This window comes from Buttiauxella sp. A111 (genome assembly GCF_014189855.1).
GTDB lineage: Bacteria > Pseudomonadota > Gammaproteobacteria > Enterobacterales > Enterobacteriaceae > Buttiauxella > Buttiauxella selenatireducens.
In genome coordinates, this window is sequence record NZ_BJFN01000002.1 from 472,154 (window position 1) to 489,914 (window position 17,761).

At 50.0% G+C, this 17,761-nt stretch carries 17 protein-coding genes, 1 pseudogene and 1 other annotated feature; of the genes and pseudogenes, 5 read left to right on the plus strand and 13 right to left on the minus strand.

Annotation, left to right across the window (positions count from 1 at the left end; genetic code table 11):
* Positions 1–10 precede the first annotated feature (10 nt).
* Positions 11–127: a sequence feature (Thr leader region), on the minus strand.
* The 3 genes and pseudogenes from thrL to yjjY all read right to left on the minus strand — a co-directional run bounded on the left by thrL (position 66) and on the right by yjjY (position 1,564).
* The gene (gene thrL / locus BSPA111_RS08205; RefSeq protein WP_072009468.1) at positions 66–134 is read right to left on the minus strand and encodes a thr operon leader peptide; all 69 of its coding nucleotides are present in this window, start codon (positions 132–134) and stop codon (positions 66–68) included. Its footprint overlaps the feature before it by 62 nt.
* Positions 135–318: 184 nt before the next feature.
* Positions 319–1,020 carry a tRNA/rRNA methyltransferase gene (locus tag BSPA111_RS08210; RefSeq protein ID WP_183270677.1) on the minus strand — a complete coding sequence of 234 codons (702 nt, stop codon included), beginning with the start codon at positions 1,018–1,020 and terminating at the stop codon, positions 319–321.
* A gap of 402 nt (positions 1,021–1,422) precedes the next feature.
* Positions 1,423–1,564 (minus strand): annotated as a pseudogene (gene yjjY, locus BSPA111_RS08215) (protein YjjY).
* Between the two features lie 96 nt (positions 1,565–1,660).
* On the opposite strand from yjjY, the gene arcA reads away from it, so the two are divergent.
* Positions 1,661–2,377, plus strand: coding sequence for a two-component system response regulator ArcA (gene arcA, locus BSPA111_RS08220; RefSeq protein WP_034459438.1), 717 nt, complete (start codon positions 1,661–1,663; stop codon positions 2,375–2,377).
* 69 nt (positions 2,378–2,446) lie between these two features.
* On the opposite strand, the gene creD is transcribed toward arcA, so the two are convergent.
* The 4 genes from creD to creA form a co-directional block, all read right to left on the minus strand.
* Entirely contained in the window at positions 2,447–3,805 is a 1,359-nt protein-coding gene (creD, locus tag BSPA111_RS08225; protein WP_183270678.1) for a cell envelope integrity protein CreD, read from the minus strand.
* Positions 3,806–3,892: 87 nt separating this feature from the next.
* Positions 3,893–5,320 carry a two-component system sensor histidine kinase CreC gene (creC, locus tag BSPA111_RS08230; protein WP_183270679.1) on the minus strand — a complete coding sequence of 476 codons (1,428 nt, stop codon included), beginning with the start codon at positions 5,318–5,320 and terminating at the stop codon, positions 3,893–3,895.
* Complete coding sequence (gene creB / locus BSPA111_RS08235; RefSeq protein ID WP_183270680.1) at positions 5,320–6,015, minus strand: two-component system response regulator CreB; 696 nt, start codon at positions 6,013–6,015, stop codon at positions 5,320–5,322. Before creB ends, creC begins: the two co-directional genes overlap by 1 nt.
* 13 nt (positions 6,016–6,028) lie before the next feature.
* Positions 6,029–6,499 (minus strand): protein CreA, encoded by a 471-nt coding sequence (gene creA, locus BSPA111_RS08240; RefSeq protein WP_183270681.1) that lies wholly within the window; start codon positions 6,497–6,499, stop codon positions 6,029–6,031.
* A 207-nt stretch (positions 6,500–6,706) separates the two neighbouring features.
* Here creA and robA point away from each other — a divergent pair, with 207 nt between their 5' ends.
* Complete coding sequence (robA, locus tag BSPA111_RS08245; RefSeq protein ID WP_183270682.1) at positions 6,707–7,576, plus strand: MDR efflux pump AcrAB transcriptional activator RobA; 870 nt, start codon at positions 6,707–6,709, stop codon at positions 7,574–7,576.
* Here the strand turns inward: robA and gpmB are convergent.
* On the minus strand, positions 7,573–8,220 hold the full coding sequence (gpmB, locus tag BSPA111_RS08250; protein WP_183270683.1) for a 2,3-diphosphoglycerate-dependent phosphoglycerate mutase GpmB: 648 nt from the start codon (positions 8,218–8,220) through the stop codon (positions 7,573–7,575). The genes robA and gpmB overlap by 4 nt on opposite strands.
* Before the next feature lie 51 nt (positions 8,221–8,271).
* Here gpmB and yjjX point away from each other — a divergent pair, with 51 nt between their 5' ends.
* Positions 8,272–8,790: an inosine/xanthosine triphosphatase gene (gene yjjX, locus BSPA111_RS08255; RefSeq protein ID WP_183270684.1), complete on the plus strand. Its 519-nt coding sequence runs from the start codon at positions 8,272–8,274 to the stop codon at positions 8,788–8,790.
* A 118-nt stretch (positions 8,791–8,908) separates the two neighbouring features.
* On the opposite strand, the gene trpR is transcribed toward yjjX, so the two are convergent.
* The gene (trpR, locus tag BSPA111_RS08260) at positions 8,909–9,238 is read right to left on the minus strand and encodes a trp operon repressor (RefSeq protein ID WP_183270685.1); all 330 of its coding nucleotides are present in this window, start codon (positions 9,236–9,238) and stop codon (positions 8,909–8,911) included.
* A gap of 55 nt (positions 9,239–9,293) precedes the next feature.
* Entirely contained in the window at positions 9,294–11,228 is a 1,935-nt protein-coding gene (gene sltY / locus BSPA111_RS08265; RefSeq protein WP_183270686.1) for a murein transglycosylase, read from the minus strand.
* Positions 11,229–11,459: 231 nt separating this feature from the next.
* Between sltY and ettA the strand changes: the two genes are divergently transcribed.
* Positions 11,460–13,127, plus strand: a complete 1,668-nt coding sequence (ettA, locus tag BSPA111_RS08270) for an energy-dependent translational throttle protein EttA (RefSeq protein WP_183270687.1) — start codon at positions 11,460–11,462, stop codon at positions 13,125–13,127.
* A 132-nt stretch (positions 13,128–13,259) separates the two neighbouring features.
* Here ettA and nadR read toward each other — a convergent pair whose 3' ends face one another.
* From nadR to serB, 3 genes are read right to left on the minus strand one after another with little or no spacing between them, the layout of a single operon-like run.
* Positions 13,260–14,495, minus strand: a complete 1,236-nt coding sequence (gene nadR, locus BSPA111_RS08275) for a multifunctional transcriptional regulator/nicotinamide-nucleotide adenylyltransferase/ribosylnicotinamide kinase NadR (protein ID WP_183270688.1) — start codon at positions 14,493–14,495, stop codon at positions 13,260–13,262.
* A 44-nt stretch (positions 14,496–14,539) separates the two neighbouring features.
* Entirely contained in the window at positions 14,540–15,922 is a 1,383-nt protein-coding gene (gene radA, locus BSPA111_RS08280; protein WP_064543359.1) for a DNA repair protein RadA, read from the minus strand.
* A complete protein-coding gene (serB, locus tag BSPA111_RS08285) occupies positions 15,922–16,899 on the minus strand; it encodes a phosphoserine phosphatase (RefSeq protein ID WP_183270689.1) in 978 nt (325 codons plus the stop codon). The genes radA and serB overlap by 1 nt, the downstream gene beginning before the upstream one ends.
* 197 nt (positions 16,900–17,096) lie before the next feature.
* Between serB and BSPA111_RS08290 the strand changes: the two genes are divergently transcribed.
* Positions 17,097–17,747 carry a YtjB family periplasmic protein gene (locus BSPA111_RS08290; protein WP_183270690.1) on the plus strand — a complete coding sequence of 217 codons (651 nt, stop codon included), beginning with the start codon at positions 17,097–17,099 and terminating at the stop codon, positions 17,745–17,747.
* Positions 17,748–17,761 lie beyond the last annotated feature (14 nt).

The following is a 17,761-nucleotide window of genomic DNA, read 5'->3' on the forward strand; positions in this document are numbered from 1 at the left end:
GTTTTTGGTCCAAAAAAAAGCCCGCACTGTTTAGGTGCGGGCTTTTTTCGTTTTTCCTGTATGCGTCAGCCCGCACCGTTACCTGTGGTAATAGTGGTTGTAATAATTGTTGTCATTGGGCTGATGCGAATCATGGATGTTGTGTGCTCGTAATCTGATTTACCTATATTGACTAAAGTATCCGGCAGGTTAAGTCAATTTATTTTTAATTTTAGCGATATGAACAAGGCTACCGCTGAACGCTGATAAAACATCAAAAAACGGGATCATTGCGCTGAAAAAAGCGGGGCAACACACCGCGATTTCACTAGTATCAACTCAGTTTCCAGCATTTTTCTCTGGTAGTTTTTTTTCAATATCATGAAGCAAACGATGCAACATTGCCGTATCGCGCTGTGCCAAAAGCCCAAGACGTTGCTGCAACCAGTCGACCATTTTTTGGTCGTCACTAGCTTCCACACGTTCGAGTAGTGAAGTGATTCTGGCACGCAGTGCACTCAGTTGTTGAGCGTCCACCACATCATGCTCTGGCGCAGCTTGCTGCATCAAAGCTGACAGTTGATAGCAGTAAACCATCACGGCCTGGCCGAGATTGAGCGACGGATAATCGGCCACCATCGGCACACCGGTTAACACATCGGCCAATTCAAGCTCTTCATTGGTTAATCCCGAATCTTCACGACCAAAGACCAATGCGGCCGTTCCCACCCAATTACGTTTTTCTTCGAGTAGCGGAACCAGTTGCTGCGGCGTGGCGTAGTAATGGAATTTGGCGCGGCTACGTGCCGTTGTCGCAATGGTAAAGTCAACGTCATGCAACGCTTGCGCCAGCGTATTGAAATGCTGCGCATTATCCAGCACATCGCCGGAGCCATGCGCGACCCAACGGGCTTCCGGTTGACGGTCAGCTTCACTGTCAACAACGCGCAATTCAGCAAACCCCATGGTCTTCATGGCGCGGGCTGCTGCTCCCACATTTTCAGCTCGGGCTGGAGCGACCAAAATAATTAAAAAACGCATTACAGCTCTCTTTAAAAAAGTATCCAAAAACGGACAATCACAAAATTCAAATGATAATACGCGGCAAAAATTTACATTAAAGTAACATTCATTTATAAAATATGTTCAATGCAAATCATAAACACATTGAATGCATCTTCGTGATTAGACCAGCATCGCGAGGTGATTTAAATCGCATTATCGCATTGTTTTATTTGATTAAAAATAGACAAAATAGCGCTGAACTTTCAGATTTGCGTTGTTTAATAATCAATTCACGTAACTATATTGATTATTAGAAAAATGTGACGCAAGCTCGCAAAACGCTACGATGATTTCATCAAACTGTTAACGTGCTACAATTGAATTTGATATATGTCAACGAAGCGTAGTTTTATCAGATGTCTAAAGCGGTCCTGCCTGTTATGTTGCTGTTAAAATGGTTAGGATAACAACCGTTTTTGACACCGTCGGGTCCAGAGGGAAAAGTACCCACGACCAAGCTAATGATGTTGTTGACGTTGATGGAAAGTGCATCAAGAACGCAATTACGTACTTTAGTCATGTTACGCCAGACATGTTAATTTATGGCATGTATTAGGCAGGTCAGGGACTTTTGTACTTCCTGTTTTGATTTAGTTGGCAATTTTAGGTAGCAAACATGCAGACCCCGCACATTCTTATCGTCGAAGACGAATTAGTAACACGCAATACGTTAAAGAGCATTTTTGAAGCTGAAGGTTACGATGTATTTGAAGCGACAGATGGCGCTGAAATGCATCAGATTCTTTCCGATAATGACATCAATCTGGTCATTATGGATATCAACTTGCCAGGTAAAAATGGCCTGCTGCTGGCACGCGAATTGCGTGAGCAAGCTAATGTGGCGTTGATGTTCTTGACTGGTCGTGACAACGAAGTGGATAAAATCCTTGGTCTTGAAATCGGCGCAGATGACTACATCACTAAGCCATTCAATCCACGGGAATTAACCATCCGTGCGCGTAACCTGTTGTCTCGTACTATGAACCTGGGTGCAATCAGCGAAGAACGTCGTTCCGTTGAAAGCTATAAGTTCAATGGTTGGGAACTGGATATCAACAGCCGTTCTTTGGTTAGCCCAAATGGTGAGCAGTACAAGTTGCCGCGTAGCGAATTCCGCGCCATGCTGCACTTCTGTGAAAACCCAGGGAAGATTCAGTCGCGTGCTGAGTTGCTGAAAAAGATGACAGGCCGTGAGTTGAAACCGCACGACCGTACCGTTGACGTCACGATTCGTCGTATTCGTAAGCACTTCGAGTCGACACCAGATACACCTGAAATCATCGCCACGATCCACGGCGAAGGTTATCGCTTCTGTGGCGATTTACAGGAATAAACCTGTAATCAAACATGATTTGAAAGGGCGGATAACATCCGCCCTTTTCTTTTTATATCTATAAAGCTGTCACTTCCACAACCTGAAACGCTCGGGATCTTCCTGCCTGTCATCGACGGCCTGAGTCTGCACTTTGCTCCCCATGCGATACCAATCAATATTCCGGGTTAGCAGCATAATGGCTGACAACGAAGCGAAAAGGACTCCCGTGCCAAGCAGTAAAGCGCTGTCTTCAGACTGGAGGAGTTGCCAGAGCACCGCATCAAGTATCAGCAGCCCCAGAGTAAACATCACGCTCGCTTTCCAGCTATTCAGAACCGCTTTAAGATAAAAACCGTTAATCCCCGCGCAGACCAAACTCGCCAGTAACCATGCACCGTTAAATCCTGTATGTTCCGAAACCGCGAGCAGTACCAGATAAAACATCACCAGCGACAGCCCGACCAGTAAATACTGCATTGGGTGAACGCGTAAACCGGTCAGAGTTTCCATCAGGAAGAAGCTCATAAACGTCAAACCAATCAGCAGAATAGCGTATTTCACCGCACGGTCCGTCAATTGGTACTGGTCAACGGGATTTGCCACGGTGACGCTGAAAGTCGGCAGTCGGCTAACATCAATCAAACGGGCATCATCAAAACTGGTATTGAGGTTATTGGCAAACCATGTGCTCTGCCAGTTTGCAGTAAAGCCGTTTTCAGAAACGGTACGCTGCTGTGGCAGGAAATCGCCAATAAAATTAGGGTGCGGCCAGTTACTGGTCAGGCTGAACTGGCTGTTGCGCCCAAGCGGCACCAGGGCAAGCTGTTTTGTCCCCATTAAATCCAGCGTGAAACGTAACGTGAGTTTGTCGCTCTGAAGCAGTTCCAGAGGGATTTTCGCATGCAGCCCCTGCTCAACGCCGGGTAAGTGACTTCCAGGTTCGATAGGGTAAGACTGGCCGTTAATATTCAGTTCACCCACCTTGCCAATACCACGTGAGTCTCCAATGGCCAGCACCACATAAGGAGTCCCTAAACGAGTCTCTACACCATCATCACCTTTCAGTTGTTGACGATTGAAACTGGCATTCAGCGTTAAATCTGTACGCCAAATCTGCCCTTCATAAATACCAATATGGCGCGGTTCAACGGCCTGCTTTCCCACAACGCTGAGGTTCTCCGGCAGATAGTAACGAATGAAGCTGCTCTCTTTTTTGATCTCTTTATTATCTTCTATGACCGTCGTCAGCTCCGTTACAGGAATTGCAATCAGTGGGCCAGTCACGGTTTGCGACCCGCTGGTACTCTGGGCCAGCGACTGCTCAACATCATCCCGATAATTGCTGCGTTCATTAATAAGCGAACTCAGCATGCTTAACGGAATCAACAACACAACCATACATCCCAACAGGGTCATCACTTTCCAGAACAACGCAGATTTCAACATAATCCCCTCCATTTTTGATGTGGCGAGGATAGCGAGCGAATGTGGGGGCTAAATGAAGTTGTGTGAAGGGACGGTGAAGAGGTGAAATTATTTTCCTGGTAAGACCAACCTGGCTTGCGCGCCTCCCTCGGGGCGATTTTCCAGAATGATGGTCCCGCGATGCAAACGTGCAACCTCCTGAACAAACGCTAACCCTAAACCACTACTTTTCTGCCCATTACTGCGCGGTAATGAGTAAAAGCGCTCGAATAAACGGCCTTGCGCGTAGTCCGGGATCCCACTTCCAGTATCTGAAACAAGAATAGTGGTCTGCCCAATGCGTTGCTCAACACTCAACACAATCTCACCGCCTGGAGGAGTAAAATCGAGTGCGTTATCCAGCAAATTCCCAATCGATTGTTCAAGTAAGGCCGCATCGCCTTCAACGGATACGCCGGTTGGGATATTTTCATCAATGCTTAACGCAATCTGTTTACCGCGAGCGACCACTTCACGGCTATCGCATAACGTGGAAAAGAGTGCGGGCAGATTGATTGTTTGAGTCGTGATTTCGATTCGGCTTTCTAACTTAGCCTGGCGTAATAAATTATCGACCAATTGCTGCATACGTAGATTTTGCTGAAGAATGTTTGCCGAAAACTTCTCTACCACTGCAGGCGGGGGACCTTCACGTAAAATCTCTGCTGCCCCCCGAATAGCGGCCATAGGGCTTTTCAGTTCGTGGGTCAAAGCATGAACGTACTGCTCGATGCCGTTCTTCCCTTCAAGTTTCACTCGCATACTTTCCAGGGCCATTGCCAGCCTACGTAATTCGCTACTGGCAGGTTTAGGCAGAGGTAAAGGGTGCTCCGTTGTTACAGAGTCGGCATAGCGAACCAGTTTGCCGATAGATCGGTTAATCCACAGCACAAACCCAAAACCAATCAACAAAGCGATACCAAGCAGCGCGACGCCTGCCCACAAAATACGCCGTTCGCTACGGCGTATTACCGGTTCCATTGCACTGTTGGGTTTACCCACGCTCAGCACACCGATAATGTTTTGCTCTTCGCGGACGGGTGCTGCCACATACATCACTGTGCTTTCAGGATTGTTGGCGTTAATTGGCGTACTGCGTGCGCCGTATTTCCCGTGAAGCGTGAGCCACACATCGTTCCAGCGTGAATAATCCTGACCTGTCGCGTTGCCGCTGGAATCAAACAAGACGATGCCTTTAGCATCCGTCAGATAGACATGGTATTCATTTTTAGACTTGGTAATGCCACTGATGTTGGCCCGGAAATTATGCTGATTGAGTCGTGAAAACGCCTGTGCGAGTTGGCCATTATGAGCATTTCCCGCCAACATGTCGGCTTTTGCAAATTCGGCGAGTAACGTAGCGGTATCAATTAACGTGCCTTCCGTTGCGCGCCGGACGCCGGGTTTCACCTCTTGCAAAAAGATCGATAGAACAAACCAGGCTGCAATGGCCACTATCAAAAAATAACCCAGCAACAGACGCATTCCAATGCGCATTAATTCGCTCCAAGGCTGTAACCTAAGCCACGGTGCGTATTGATCGGTGACAGATCGGGGTTGATCGCACGCAGTTTGGCACGCAACGTTTTGATGTGCGTATCAACCGTTCGATCAAAACTTTCCTCGGCTGAACTCCACACCAAATCCATCAGCTGTTGACGGGAAAACACGCGTCCAGGCCACTGCAAAAAAGTCTTCATTAACAAATACTCGTAACGCGTGAGCAGCAGTGGCTGTTGGCACCAGGATATTTGCGCCGCCATTTCATTGAATTCAAACAGCCCAATCCGTTGAACACTTCCCGCCAGGCCTTGCCGTTGTTTTTGCAAACGACGCAGCACGGTTCGTACCCTGGCACAGACTTCACGAGGTGAAAACGGCTTAGCAATGTAATCATCTGCGCCGATCTCCAGGCCAATCAATCTATCGACCTCTTCACTGCGCGCAGTGAGAAACAGCAACGGTAATTCTGGATAATCAGCGAGTAAACGGCGACAAAGCTCGAAGCCATTAATATCTGGCAAGCCAACATCCAGAATAGCCAGATCTGGACGTTCTTCACGTACGGCATCCAACACAGGCAAGCCGCGATCGAAAGCACGTACAGAGAATCCTTCCTGCTGCAACATATAGATCAACGTATCAGCAATACTGGTTTCATCTTCAACTAACCAGATAGTGGCCTGGCTCATCGCGCACTCCCTGCTATTTCCACGGCATAATCGGCACGGCGCTTACCGCATTTTTTGGCGAACCTTCGACTACTTTGTCAGAATAAGCCAGATAGGCCAGCGTGTTACGCTTCGCATCATAAAAGCGCACCACTTGTAGTTTCTTGAAAACCAGAGAAGTACGTTTCTGGAACACGACATCTCCCTGCGCTTTCCCTGATTTGATCTTCTCACTTAATTCCACCGGACCAACTTGCTGGCAGGAAATAGCAGCATCAGAAGTGTCCTCCGCAAGACCCAACCCGCCTTTAATGCCACCGGTTTTAGCACGACTGACATAGCACGTTACGTTCTGTACATCGGGATCATCAAACGCTTCGACAATAATTTTATGGTCTGGGCCAATCATCTTAAAAACGGTATCCACTGAACCGATTTGTTCGGCTCTCGCACCCAACGAGATAATCAGCAATGAACCCAGAACGGCTAAAACTTTATATTTCATATTGTTACCATTGGTTAAGATTACCTTTAGAGACTATTAACTCTTCGTATTAAAAAATCGTTTAATATCACGTTATTAATAAAATTACCGGAATGAGTTACTGATTTTGGCACGTCTTGTTAAAAAAAACTCTGAATGTCAAAACAACAAAAAGTGCTATCATCGCCGGCATTAACGGCACTCACCGTGTCAGGATGAGGATATTATATGGATCAGGCAGGGATCATTCGCGATCTATTAACCTGGCTAGAAGGTCATTTGGATCAGCCTCTGTCACTGGATAATGTGGCGGCGAAAGCAGGTTATTCCAAGTGGCATCTACAACGGATGTTTAAAGAGGTAACCGGTCACGCCATTGGCGCATACATCCGTGCTCGCCGGCTTTCAAAATCTGCTGTGGCGCTGCGCCTGACTGCACGACCTATTCTTGATATAGCTTTGCAGTATCGTTTTGACTCACAGCAAACCTTTACTCGAGCCTTCAAAAAGCAGTTTGCTCAAACGCCTGCATTGTATCGCCGCTCCCCGGACTGGAGCTCGTTTGGTATGCGTCCGCCGCTACGTTTAGACGCATATACGCTACCGCGAGCGCAATTTGTCACGCTGCCAGAAACTCATTTGGTGGGTGTCACACAAAGTTACAGCTGTACGCTTGAGCAAATCTCTGATTTCCGTAATGAAATGCGTATCCAATTCTGGACACAATTCCTCGGCAATGCGCCGACGTTGCCACGGGTGCTGTACGGTTTGCATGAACCACGCCCAAGCATTGAGAAAGATGACGAACAAGAAGTCTTCTATACCACTGCACTGACACCAGAAATGGCGAATGGATTCTTACCAGACTCTCATCCGGTCAGGTTGGAAGGCGGGGATTACGTTCAGTTCGACTACGAAGGGCCAGGCACGGGCTTGCAGGAGTTCATCCTGACAATTTACGGCACCTGCATGCCATCGCTTAATCTGACCCGTCGTAAAGGCCAGGATATTGAACGCTTCTTCCCGCAAGAAGAAGCGCGTGTTCAAGACCGACCAATGCAGATCCGTTGCGAGTATCTGATTCCAGTACGCCGTTAACGCTGTAATTCATCCATTGCAGGGGCGTCGAGATGCGAGATGTCCCCTGCCGTTTCAACCACCCAGCCAGAAGCTAACCACAGGCTTTGCTGGTGATCCACGCGGGAAATCGAACAGTTTCTTAAACGTAAACGACGTTCAGCCCAGGCCGGTAATCCCAGAATCGTACTCATCAGGCAGCCTAGCGCCATACCATGGCTAACCAGTAATGGGCGGCTTCCAAATGGTAAATCCAGGCAAGCATTCAGAGCCGCGTGCATACGCTCACTCATTTCAAGCATGCTTTCGCCTTCAGGGATACGCCCATCGGCAGTACCGTTCACCAGTTGACGACGCCAGCCCTCTTCTTCTTCGCTTAGTGTGTCGATATTGCGACGTTCTAACACGCCCATATCCAGCTCACGTAAACGTGCATCCAGCGTAACGTCTACGCCACATGCCTGAGCGATGATCTCAGCGGTGTGACGGGTGCGCCCCAAGTCACTGGAAATCACGTGCGTAATACCTAACGTTTTGGCTCGCTCGGCCACCTGCTCGGCCTGACGTTCCCCTTTTTCAGTCAGCGCACTGTCTGACTGGCCCTGAATGCGACGTTGCGCATTCCACTGCGTTTCGCCGTGGCGAACAAGGTATACCTGTAACATGCGTTTTTTCCGTTATACTGCGGCAACAATTTCTTGAGAGTTTCACTGATTATGTACTATGTCGTCTGCTCGACAACCAATCCAGCTAAAATTCAGGCAATTCGCCAGGCATTCGACGACATCTATGGTGAGGGATGCTGCCATATTGAACCTGTAGACGTCGATAGTGGTGTGCCAGAACAGCCCTTTGGAAACCATGAAACGCGAACTGGCGCACGATGCCGGGTGATGAATGCCCGTCAGGTTCGTCCTGAAGCTGATTTTTGGGTCGCAGTGGAAGCCGGAATTGATGATGACAGTACATTTAGCTGGGTAGTCATTGAAAACCAGAGCCAGCGCGGTGAAGCGCGATCAGCCACTCTCCCGCTCCCCGCTGTCATTCTTGAAAAAGTACGTGCTGGAGAAGCTTTAGGGCCAGTGATGTCGGCCTACACCGGTATTGATGAAATTGGTCGTAAAGAAGGTGCGATTGGGGTATTTACCGCCGGGAAGTTAACTCGCAGCAGCGTTTACCACCAGGCCGTAATTTTAGCCTTGAGCCCGTTCCATAACGACGTATACGCAAAATAATTCGAGTTGCTTAAAGGCGGCAAACCCGTAAGTTCCCTGGAGCTTACTCAAGTAAGTGACTGGGGTGCGCGGGTGCAGCCAACGCATAAGCAGCTTGAAGTATGACGGGTATTTATCGTTAGATTTTACCGCTCAACAACTCTTGCTCCAGCCATGCGCGTAACGCTGGCGGAGCCGATTTCAGGCTATTTGACCCACGCGTGATCGTCGCAATCCCCGCACCCAACTCATTTTTAAGTTCACGCTGGCTCATCTCTCCACGTAATAACTCTTCAATGATTCGGACCCGAGTCCCGAGGGCAGTACGTTCGTCTGGTGTCAGCAACAACATTAAAAGCGGCATATGCAGCTGTTTATCGAACGATTGCTGTAGCAACTCCACAAAGCGGAGCCACTCCTGATTGCTTTGCTCGGCATGCTCTGCCGAGTATTGAGAGTGCTGAGTCATGTCATGCCACCATACTATTTAACTAGTACAGCAGCATAACATAGACATTCCAAAATCAATACTTACGTTGCCACTCAGCATCCGTCAGCAATGGCGCTGGTTTACCCATGAAGTATTTATAATACGCATCATAAGCCAGTACATTTTTCACATATCCTCGTGTTTCCGAGAACGGAATACTCTCAACAAACGCAACCGCGTCTATGCGTCCAGCGCTATTACCAAGCCAGGTTCTGACTCGCCCAGGCCCTGCGTTATAGGCAGCGGATGAGAAAATTCGATTATTTTCAAATTGCTGAGAAACGTACTGCAAGTAGCTGGTGCCAATGTTGATATTGGTTTCCGGATCTAACAGTTGGTTGGTGCTGGTATAACCCGGAATATTAAACATCTTCACGGTATGCGTGGCGGTTCCCGGCATGATTTGCATTAACCCGCTGGCACCTACTGGCGATTTCACTTTCGGGTTCCAGGCGCTTTCCTGACGAGCAATCGCCATGGCATAACTTTGGGAGATATCTTTGCCGCTCACGTATCGGGAGAAAATATCTTTGTAAGCCAGCGGGAAGCGTTCTTCCAGATGATCCCAAAGTTTTCCGGCGATCGTCGCCTGCACGCTGAGATCCCACCAGTTTTGATCGAATGCGTAACGCGCTAACCCTTCCTGCTCTGGTTTGCTGCGACTCGTGATCAAATTCGCCCATTCGCTACGTGCCGTGTTATCAAGATTCCAGTACATCAGCTCGCGTACCCGTGCCATTTCTGGCCCCTGCACCAGTGCCGGATTTACAGCAACCGCTTTGTCGACACGCAACGGATACTCTTCCCCTAAACGCTGAGCGGCCACCATCGGATAGAATCCGCGTTGCTGCATCAGTGCCTGGAGGATCTCTTTTGCTTCGGTATCACGGCCGCGCTCAAGCAACAAATCCGCCTGCCAGTAACACCATTCGTCCTTTTCTTTGGCCTCCATGGGTAAACGTGCAAGCCAGGTATTCAGGCCGGTACGATCACCATTTCCCAATGCCATACGCACACGCCGTTCCACTAAACTTGTCGACTCCGAACGCATGATAGCGTCGTCGCGCCAGATAGCTTGGTCTGTCGTGACATCATTACCCATTAAACGCCAGGCAACGGTGTCTCTAAGCTCCTGCGCCTGAGCATCATTGAGTTGCTGCGCCTGAACGAGAGACGGGATCATCATGCGCGCATTTTCTACATCATCCCGTGCGACACGCGTAAACGCCACCGCCGCGGCCTGGCGCGTAAAGTCAGTTGCTTCAACGGTACGGGCAAACGAGAGCACGGTATTCGGGTCATTTTGCAGACTGATCAGCGCAGTAGAAATAGTCTGATAGCTCGCCGGCATTTGGCTTGCGAGATTCGTCACCAGTGAAGTGTTGCCTTCTTTCATCGCCAGACGAATACGTTCGAGATAAGCCAACGGATCTTGTGTTCCTGACGAGCGCCAGGCTGAGAACAGACGATCGCAGCTCGAAGGTTGGTTTTTCCCGGTTAACCACAGATCTTTGGCTCCAACCCATGCGGCATCCGCCTGGCCGGTATTCCATTTAGCGTAGTAATAGTTGCACTTGGCTTCGGTGGTACCCGGTTGTTCCGGGCTAAATGCCAGTAGCCCACGCCAGTCTTCACGGCGCGCCAGTTCATTCACAAAACGTGATTTCAGCGTGCGGGCTGGCGGCAGCGTTGGATTCGCTTCAATAAAGCGACTGACGACGAGCGTTGGCTCATTCATTAAGTCATCAGTGATTTGGCGATATTCGAGATAGGGATACAGCGGATAATCTTGCAAGGTGGGCATTATTCGCGCCACCACATCCATTTGCTTGTTATCCCACGCTTGTTTGATTTGTGCATATCGGCTGCGTTGCTCATCGAGCGAGTCCGCGCGAACTGCATGAGTTAATGCCGCAAGGCCTACAACTGCTACCAGCAATTGTCCCACGACTTGTTTGGCTTTCCCCACAAGTTCTCCTCACATGTTCACCGGCAGCATCATGCCGCCATTAATTACTTCATGCTAACCCTGGTATTGCACTTTCGCCACGCCAGAGGGCGTTATTTTGTCTATAAAAGCGTTAAGGCCGTTTCGGGTAACACATCCCACTTCCCCTGCTGGGATTACCTGCTGAAAACGGCTACACTTCGCCACTGATATGTACCATCCTACATCACGAAAAAGAGGCGAAGTCGCACTGTGGCTCAATTCGTTTATACCATGCATCGTGTCGGCAAAGTTGTTCCGCCGAAACGTCATATTCTGAAAAATATCTCGCTCAGTTTCTTCCCTGGCGCCAAGATTGGCGTACTGGGTCTGAACGGTGCCGGTAAATCCACGCTGCTGCGCATTATGGCCGGCATTGATACCGACATCGAAGGCGAAGCCCGCCCACAACCAGGCCTGAAAATCGGCTATCTGGAGCAGGAACCTAAGCTTAATCTTGAGCACACGGTTCGCGAATCGGTTGAAGAAGCGGTATCCGAAGTGGTCAACGCGCTTAAAGGTCTGGATGAAGTGTACGCGAAGTACGCTGAACCAGACGCTGACTTCGATAAGCTAGCCGCACAACAAGGCAAGTTTGAAGAAATCATTCAGGCGCATGACGGCCATAACCTTAACGTTCAGCTCGAACGTGCCGCTGACGCACTGCGTCTGCCAGATTGGGATGCGAAAATCGCTAACCTATCCGGTGGTGAGCGCCGCCGCGTGGCACTGTGCCGCCTGCTGCTCGAAAAACCAGACATGCTGCTGCTCGACGAACCAACGAACCACCTGGATGCGGAATCCGTGGCGTGGCTTGAGCGCTTCCTGCACGACTTCGAAGGGACCGTTGTGGCGATTACCCACGACCGTTACTTCCTTGATAACGTTGCAGGCTGGATTCTGGAACTTGACCGCGGCGAAGGTATTCCGTGGGAAGGTAACTACTCCTCCTGGCTTGAGCAAAAAGACGCACGTCTGGCTCAGGAAGCTTCAACGGAAGCGGCTCGCCGTAAATCCATTGAGAAAGAACTGGAGTGGGTACGTCAAGGTGCTAAAGGGCGTCAGTCTAAAGGCAAGGCGCGTCTGGCTCGATTTGAAGAACTGAACAACACCGAGTACCAGAAACGTAACGAAACCAACGAACTGTTTATTCCACCTGGCGCACGCTTGGGCGATAAAGTCGTTGAAGTGACCAATCTGCGTAAATCCTACGGCGATCGCCTGCTGATTGACGATTTGTCCTTCTCTGTACCGAAAGGCGCGATTGTTGGCATCATCGGTCCGAACGGCGCGGGTAAATCAACGCTGTTCCGTATGATGTCTGGTCAGGAACAGCCTGACAGCGGCAGCATTGAGCTGGGTGAAACCGTTAAACTGGCTTCCGTCGATCAGTTCCGTGATGCGATGGATGGCAGCAAAACCGTGTGGGAAGAAGTTTCCGGCGGCCAGGACATCATGCGTATCGGTAACACCGAAATGCCAAGCCGCGCTTACGTTGGTCGCTTTAACTTTAAAGGTGTTGACCAGGGTAAACGTGTAGGTGAGCTGTCTGGTGGTGAACGTGGCCGTCTGCATCTGGCGAAACTGCTGCAAGTTGGCGGCAACGTGCTGTTGCTCGATGAACCAACCAACGACCTGGATATCGAAACCCTGCGCGCGTTAGAAAACGCCCTGTTGGAATTCCCTGGCTGTGCAATGGTTATCTCGCACGACCGTTGGTTCCTTGACCGCATAGCGACGCACATTCTGGATTACCAGGATGAAGGTAAAATTGAATTCTTTGAAGGCAACTTTACCGAGTACGAAGAGTACAAGAAACGCACCCTGGGTGCGGATGCGCTGGAGCCTAAGCGTATTAAGTACAAACGCGTGACCAAGTAATTGTTGTAACGCCCTCACCCTAACCCTCTCCCCCAGGAGAGGGGACTAGCCGGTTTTTTCCCACTCCCCCGGAGAGGGAATTGCTCGGTTTTCTCCCTCTCCCTCAGGGAGAGGGCCGGGGTGAGGGTGATTTCACGCTCCCCGCTCGCCGATCATGTTCTTCACCAGCTCAACACAGCGTAAGAAACGAGAATCGTAATCAGACTCTTCCACATGCACATAGCTGATATTGTTTTCATTTAGCATCGACACCAACAGATTCTGGAAGGATTTTCGGTCAGTATCGCTGCCAAGACTGCGTAAACCATCAGCCACCCACGGCGTATTATTTTCCAGCAGAATCACCAAATCAAAACGGTATTCGTCAATCAGCGCCTGCACAAACGGGTGTTCACGCCCCTCATACTTTTTGCAAAACGCCTGTGTGGTAACAAAGTCAGTATCGATAAACGCGACTTTATTGGCGTATTTAACTGCAAAATCAACGTACTGAGCATGGCCAATGGCAATCTTGTCGTAGTCGGAATATTGCAGCGCCATCTCGTCACCGCCAAGGTGCGAGAAGACGTAATCACGACCATATTCCCAGGCACTGGTGGTATTAAAAATATTGGCGAGTTTATTCACCATCCACGACTTACCGCTCGATTCCCCTCCCAGAATAGCGACGGTTCTGACAAAGAACGGTTTTACTTCCGTGGGAATATATTCCCAGTAGCGGAAAGGGTTTTCACGAATCTGCCCACCGCTGATATTCATGAACGTCCGTTTCGGATCAATCAGCACCGTTTCAATGCCGAGCTGTTCGATAAATCGCGGTGCATCACTTTCTTCGGAGGTGTAGATACAGTCGGGGTTGATACCTTTGCTTTCCATGAAAGCTTTGATCCCGCGGCTCCAGACATCCCAGCCATGCGGATAAGGCTCCATCCCTTCTTCATTAAACGAATGAATGCGGATATTTTTTTGATACTTGAAGGTCTGTAGCAGCCAGCGCAAGCGGTCACCGGTTGTCGGTTGCTGGGACATCGCGCTGTCTTCAAACAACAAACGATCACGGGTTTCGTCGTAGCCCATGATGATATGGAGTTCGTCTACCTGGCTTGCTGCCCGCTGAATCAAATAGATATGGCCGGTATGCAGCGGATAAAACTTGCCGAACACGACGCCGACTTTTTTCTCACGCCGTGGAAATTCCAGCCCGAGGAAACGATGTAATGCTTCCAGTTTCTGCGCGCTTGGACTTTTAATTTTGGCGTTCAGTAACTGGCTAAGATAGCCCTTGGTCATGCCGCAGGATTCTGCCACCTGTTGCAGCGTAACGCTTTGCTGACGAATTGCGGTCTTCAGGTACTCGAAAGACGACATGCTGCCTCCTGCAAAAATACGGCGTTATGCCGGAAATCATTCAATTATAAGTCGTCAAACACTGATAACGCATCCGCGAGTTTTTTCACACCGAATACCTGCATCCCTTCCGGTAATTTTTTCGGCACATTTGCCTGTGGCACGATGGCACGTTTAAAGCCGTGTTTTGCCGCTTCAGAGATGCGTTCCTGGCCGCTTGGTACCGGGCGAATTTCCCCAGCCAACCCGACTTCACCAAACACCACTAAATCTTGTGGCAATGCACGGTTACGTAGACTGGAAACCATCGCCAGTAACAGGGCAAGGTCAGCACTGGTTTCGGTGACTTTCACACCGCCCACCACATTCACAAACACATCCTGGTCGGCCATTTGCAGACCACCGTGGCGGTGCAACACCGCCAGCAAAATAGCCAGGCGGTTTTGTTCAAGACCCACGGCGACACGACGCGGATTGGACATCATGGATTGATCCACCAGCGCCTGAATCTCTACCAACAATGGGCGCGTACCTTCCCACACGACCATCACTGAGCTACCGGGAGTCACTTCATCACCGCGGCTCAGGAAGATGGCGGAAGGATTGCTGACTTCGCGTAACCCTTGCTCCGTCATGGCAAACACACCCAACTCATTCACTGCACCGAAGCGGTTTTTATGGCTGCGAAGGGTGCGAAAACGGGAGTCGGCGTCACCATCGAGCATCACCGAACAGTCAATACAGTGTTCGAGTACTTTCGGTCCGGCAAGCGAACCATCTTTGGTCACGTGACCGACCATGATAATCGCCACACCACGTGTTTTGGCAAAGCGCGTCAGGTAGGCGGCAGACTCACGCACCTGTGCCACGCTGCCCGGCGACGACTGGACATCGGCCATGTGCATGACCTGGATGGAGTCGATAACCATCAGTTTTGGCGCTTCTTCTTCGGCAATCATGCAGATTTGCTCGATCCCGGTTTCCGAAAGCATATTCAGGTTATTGGTTGGCAGCCCCAGACGATGAGCACGCATCGCCACTTGTTGCAGCGACTCTTCACCAGTGACATACAATGTTTTCATCTGTTCGCTGAGTTTGCACAAGGTTTGCAGCAGTAGCGTAGATTTACCAGCACCAGGGTTACCACCAATCAAAATGGCGCTCCCTGGCACCACACCACCACCCAACACGCGGTCAAACTCTTTAAAACCGGTAGAAAAACGCGGCAATTCTTCGAGGCTTATCTCAGAAAGTTTTTGTACTTTACTGACGCCCGCACTGCCGGCATATCCTGACAAACGCTCGTTACGCGCAACCGTCGGAGAGGCAGCAATTCGCACCTCTGTGATGGTGTTCCATGCATGACAGGCACTGCATTGCCCCTGCCAGCGAGGATAATCTGCACCGCACTCATTGCAGACAAATGCACGTTTTGGGGCTTTCGCCATTAGCGTTCTTCCTGGATAAGGCTACCTGAGAGAATGCAGAATACGCCCATCAAATCAGCATGACGAATGGTGACTTCGGTTTTCTCATTCACTTTAGGTTTAGCGTGGAAAGCAATTCCCAGGCCAGCCGATTTGATCATCGGTAAGTCATTCGCCCCATCGCCAATAGCGACGGTTTGCGCGACAGGAATTTCATATTTATCCGCCAGACGCATGAGCGTTTCAGCTTTGAATTGCGCATCAACAATTTGCCCCGTGACTTCACCCGTCAGCTTGCCATCGCAAATTTCCAGTTCATTGGCGACGACCGCATCCAGATGCAGCTTGTCACGCAAATATTCGGCGAAGAAGGTAAAACCACCGGAAGCAATCGCGACTTTCCAGCCTAATGATTCGAGTTTCAACACCAGCGACGTCAGCCCAGGCATCAACGGCAACGCATCACGAACTTCGCGCAGAATAGTCGCATCCGCGCCTTTTAGCTTTCCTACGCGTTGTTTCAAACTCGCAGCAAAGTCCAACTCGCCACGCATCGCACGCTCAGTGACTTCAGCCACCATTTCGCCGGTGCCCGCAAGTTTTGCGATCTCATCAATACATTCGATTTGGATGGCGGTGGAATCCATGTCCATGACCAGCAGGCCAGGCGTGCGCAAATGTGGAATTTTGCCCAACGGGGCGACATCCAATCCGGCGTCATGCGCAAGTTTAGTTGCGCGCGGCGTTAATGAACCCGCCAGGCGAATAACCTGATAGTCTTCAACGCACCACGCAGTAACGATAACCATCGCAGCGCCCAGCTTACGTTGGTAGCGATTCAGGCACTCTTTATCCAGATTCCGACCATACAGCAGCCAGCCACTGCGGCCAGCACGGTAATCGAGCGGCATAACTTCATCGCCACTTAACGATAGCGGCAAACCAGGCCAGAGAGATACGTCGGTCGGTAAGTCGCACCAGGTCAGACTATTTGGCATCACAACTCCTGAAAAATTTTAATATACCATTCAGGATTCGCATTTCCGGCAGCCGGCAAGAGAGCATAGCCGCGACCCAGGTAATTCGAATGCTGAAGGGTATTGAGAACAAAACAACGCATGAGGCTACCTTGTCTGTGCGGCTTCTGGCAACATTAAACTGCGCAGTAAAACCGGCAATTTTTCTAAGGTGCATTATGGCTCGGGCAAAAATGAAATTTAGACTGCATCGTGCAGTGATTGTGCTTATCTGCCTCGCACTTTTAGTCGCGCTGATGCAGGGCGCATCGTGGTTTAGCCAGGGGCATCAGCAAGCCCGAAACGTACAGCTTGAAGAGCTGGCAAGAACACTGGCGCGCCAGGTGAGCTATAACCTTATTCCGCTGATGAAATCTGAAAACCCCGATGAGAAGAAGATCTCGACGGTGCTGAATTTGTTGACTCAGGACAGCCGCATTCTGGATGCAGGAGTTTACGACAATGGCGGCAGCCTAATTCTACGCGCAGGTGAAGGGATCGGCGTACGCGACCGACTCGCCCTGGACGGTAAAAAAGCGGGCAGTTATTTTAATCATCAAATTGTTCAGCCGATTGAAGATAAAGATGGGCCAGTGGGTTATCTGCGTATCACGCTCGACACCCACACGCTGCCGACTGAAGCTAAGCAAGTGGATAACACCACGAATATTCTGCGCCTGATGATGTTACTGGCGCTGGCAATTGGCATTGTGCTGGCGCGTACTCTTTTGCAGGGCAAACGCACGCGCTGGCAACAATCTCCCTTCCTTCTGACGGCGAATACCGAAGTTAAAGAAGATGAGGAAGAACAGAGCGCCAATAAACCCTAAGTAAGAGCCTAATG

Coding starts and splice junctions, on each gene's coding strand:
- gpmB (WP_183270683.1), bottom strand. CDS start 8,220: ATGTTACAGGTATACCTTGTTCGCCACGGCGAAACGCAGTGGAATGCG.
- trpR (WP_183270685.1), bottom strand. CDS start 9,238: ATGACTCAGCACTCTCAATACTCGGCAGAGCATGCCGAGCAAAGCAAT.
- BSPA111_RS08290 (WP_183270690.1), top strand. CDS start 17,097: ATGGCTCGGGCAAAAATGAAATTTAGACTGCATCGTGCAGTGATTGTG.
- serB (WP_183270689.1), bottom strand. CDS start 16,899: ATGCCAAATAGTCTGACCTGGTGCGACTTACCGACCGACGTATCTCTC.
- nadR (WP_183270688.1), bottom strand. CDS start 14,495: ATGTCGTCTTTCGAGTACCTGAAGACCGCAATTCGTCAGCAAAGCGTT.
- robA (WP_183270682.1), top strand. CDS start 6,707: ATGGATCAGGCAGGGATCATTCGCGATCTATTAACCTGGCTAGAAGGT.
- arcA (WP_034459438.1), top strand. CDS start 1,661: ATGCAGACCCCGCACATTCTTATCGTCGAAGACGAATTAGTAACACGC.
- creB (WP_183270680.1), bottom strand. CDS start 6,015: ATGAGCCAGGCCACTATCTGGTTAGTTGAAGATGAAACCAGTATTGCT.
- radA (WP_064543359.1), bottom strand. CDS start 15,922: ATGGCGAAAGCCCCAAAACGTGCATTTGTCTGCAATGAGTGCGGTGCA.
- creC (WP_183270679.1), bottom strand. CDS start 5,320: ATGCGCATTGGAATGCGTCTGTTGCTGGGTTATTTTTTGATAGTGGCC.
- BSPA111_RS08210 (WP_183270677.1), bottom strand. CDS start 1,020: ATGCGTTTTTTAATTATTTTGGTCGCTCCAGCCCGAGCTGAAAATGTG.
- creA (WP_183270681.1), bottom strand. CDS start 6,499: ATGAAATATAAAGTTTTAGCCGTTCTGGGTTCATTGCTGATTATCTCG.
- yjjX (WP_183270684.1), top strand. CDS start 8,272: ATGTACTATGTCGTCTGCTCGACAACCAATCCAGCTAAAATTCAGGCA.
- creD (WP_183270678.1), bottom strand. CDS start 3,805: ATGTTGAAATCTGCGTTGTTCTGGAAAGTGATGACCCTGTTGGGATGT.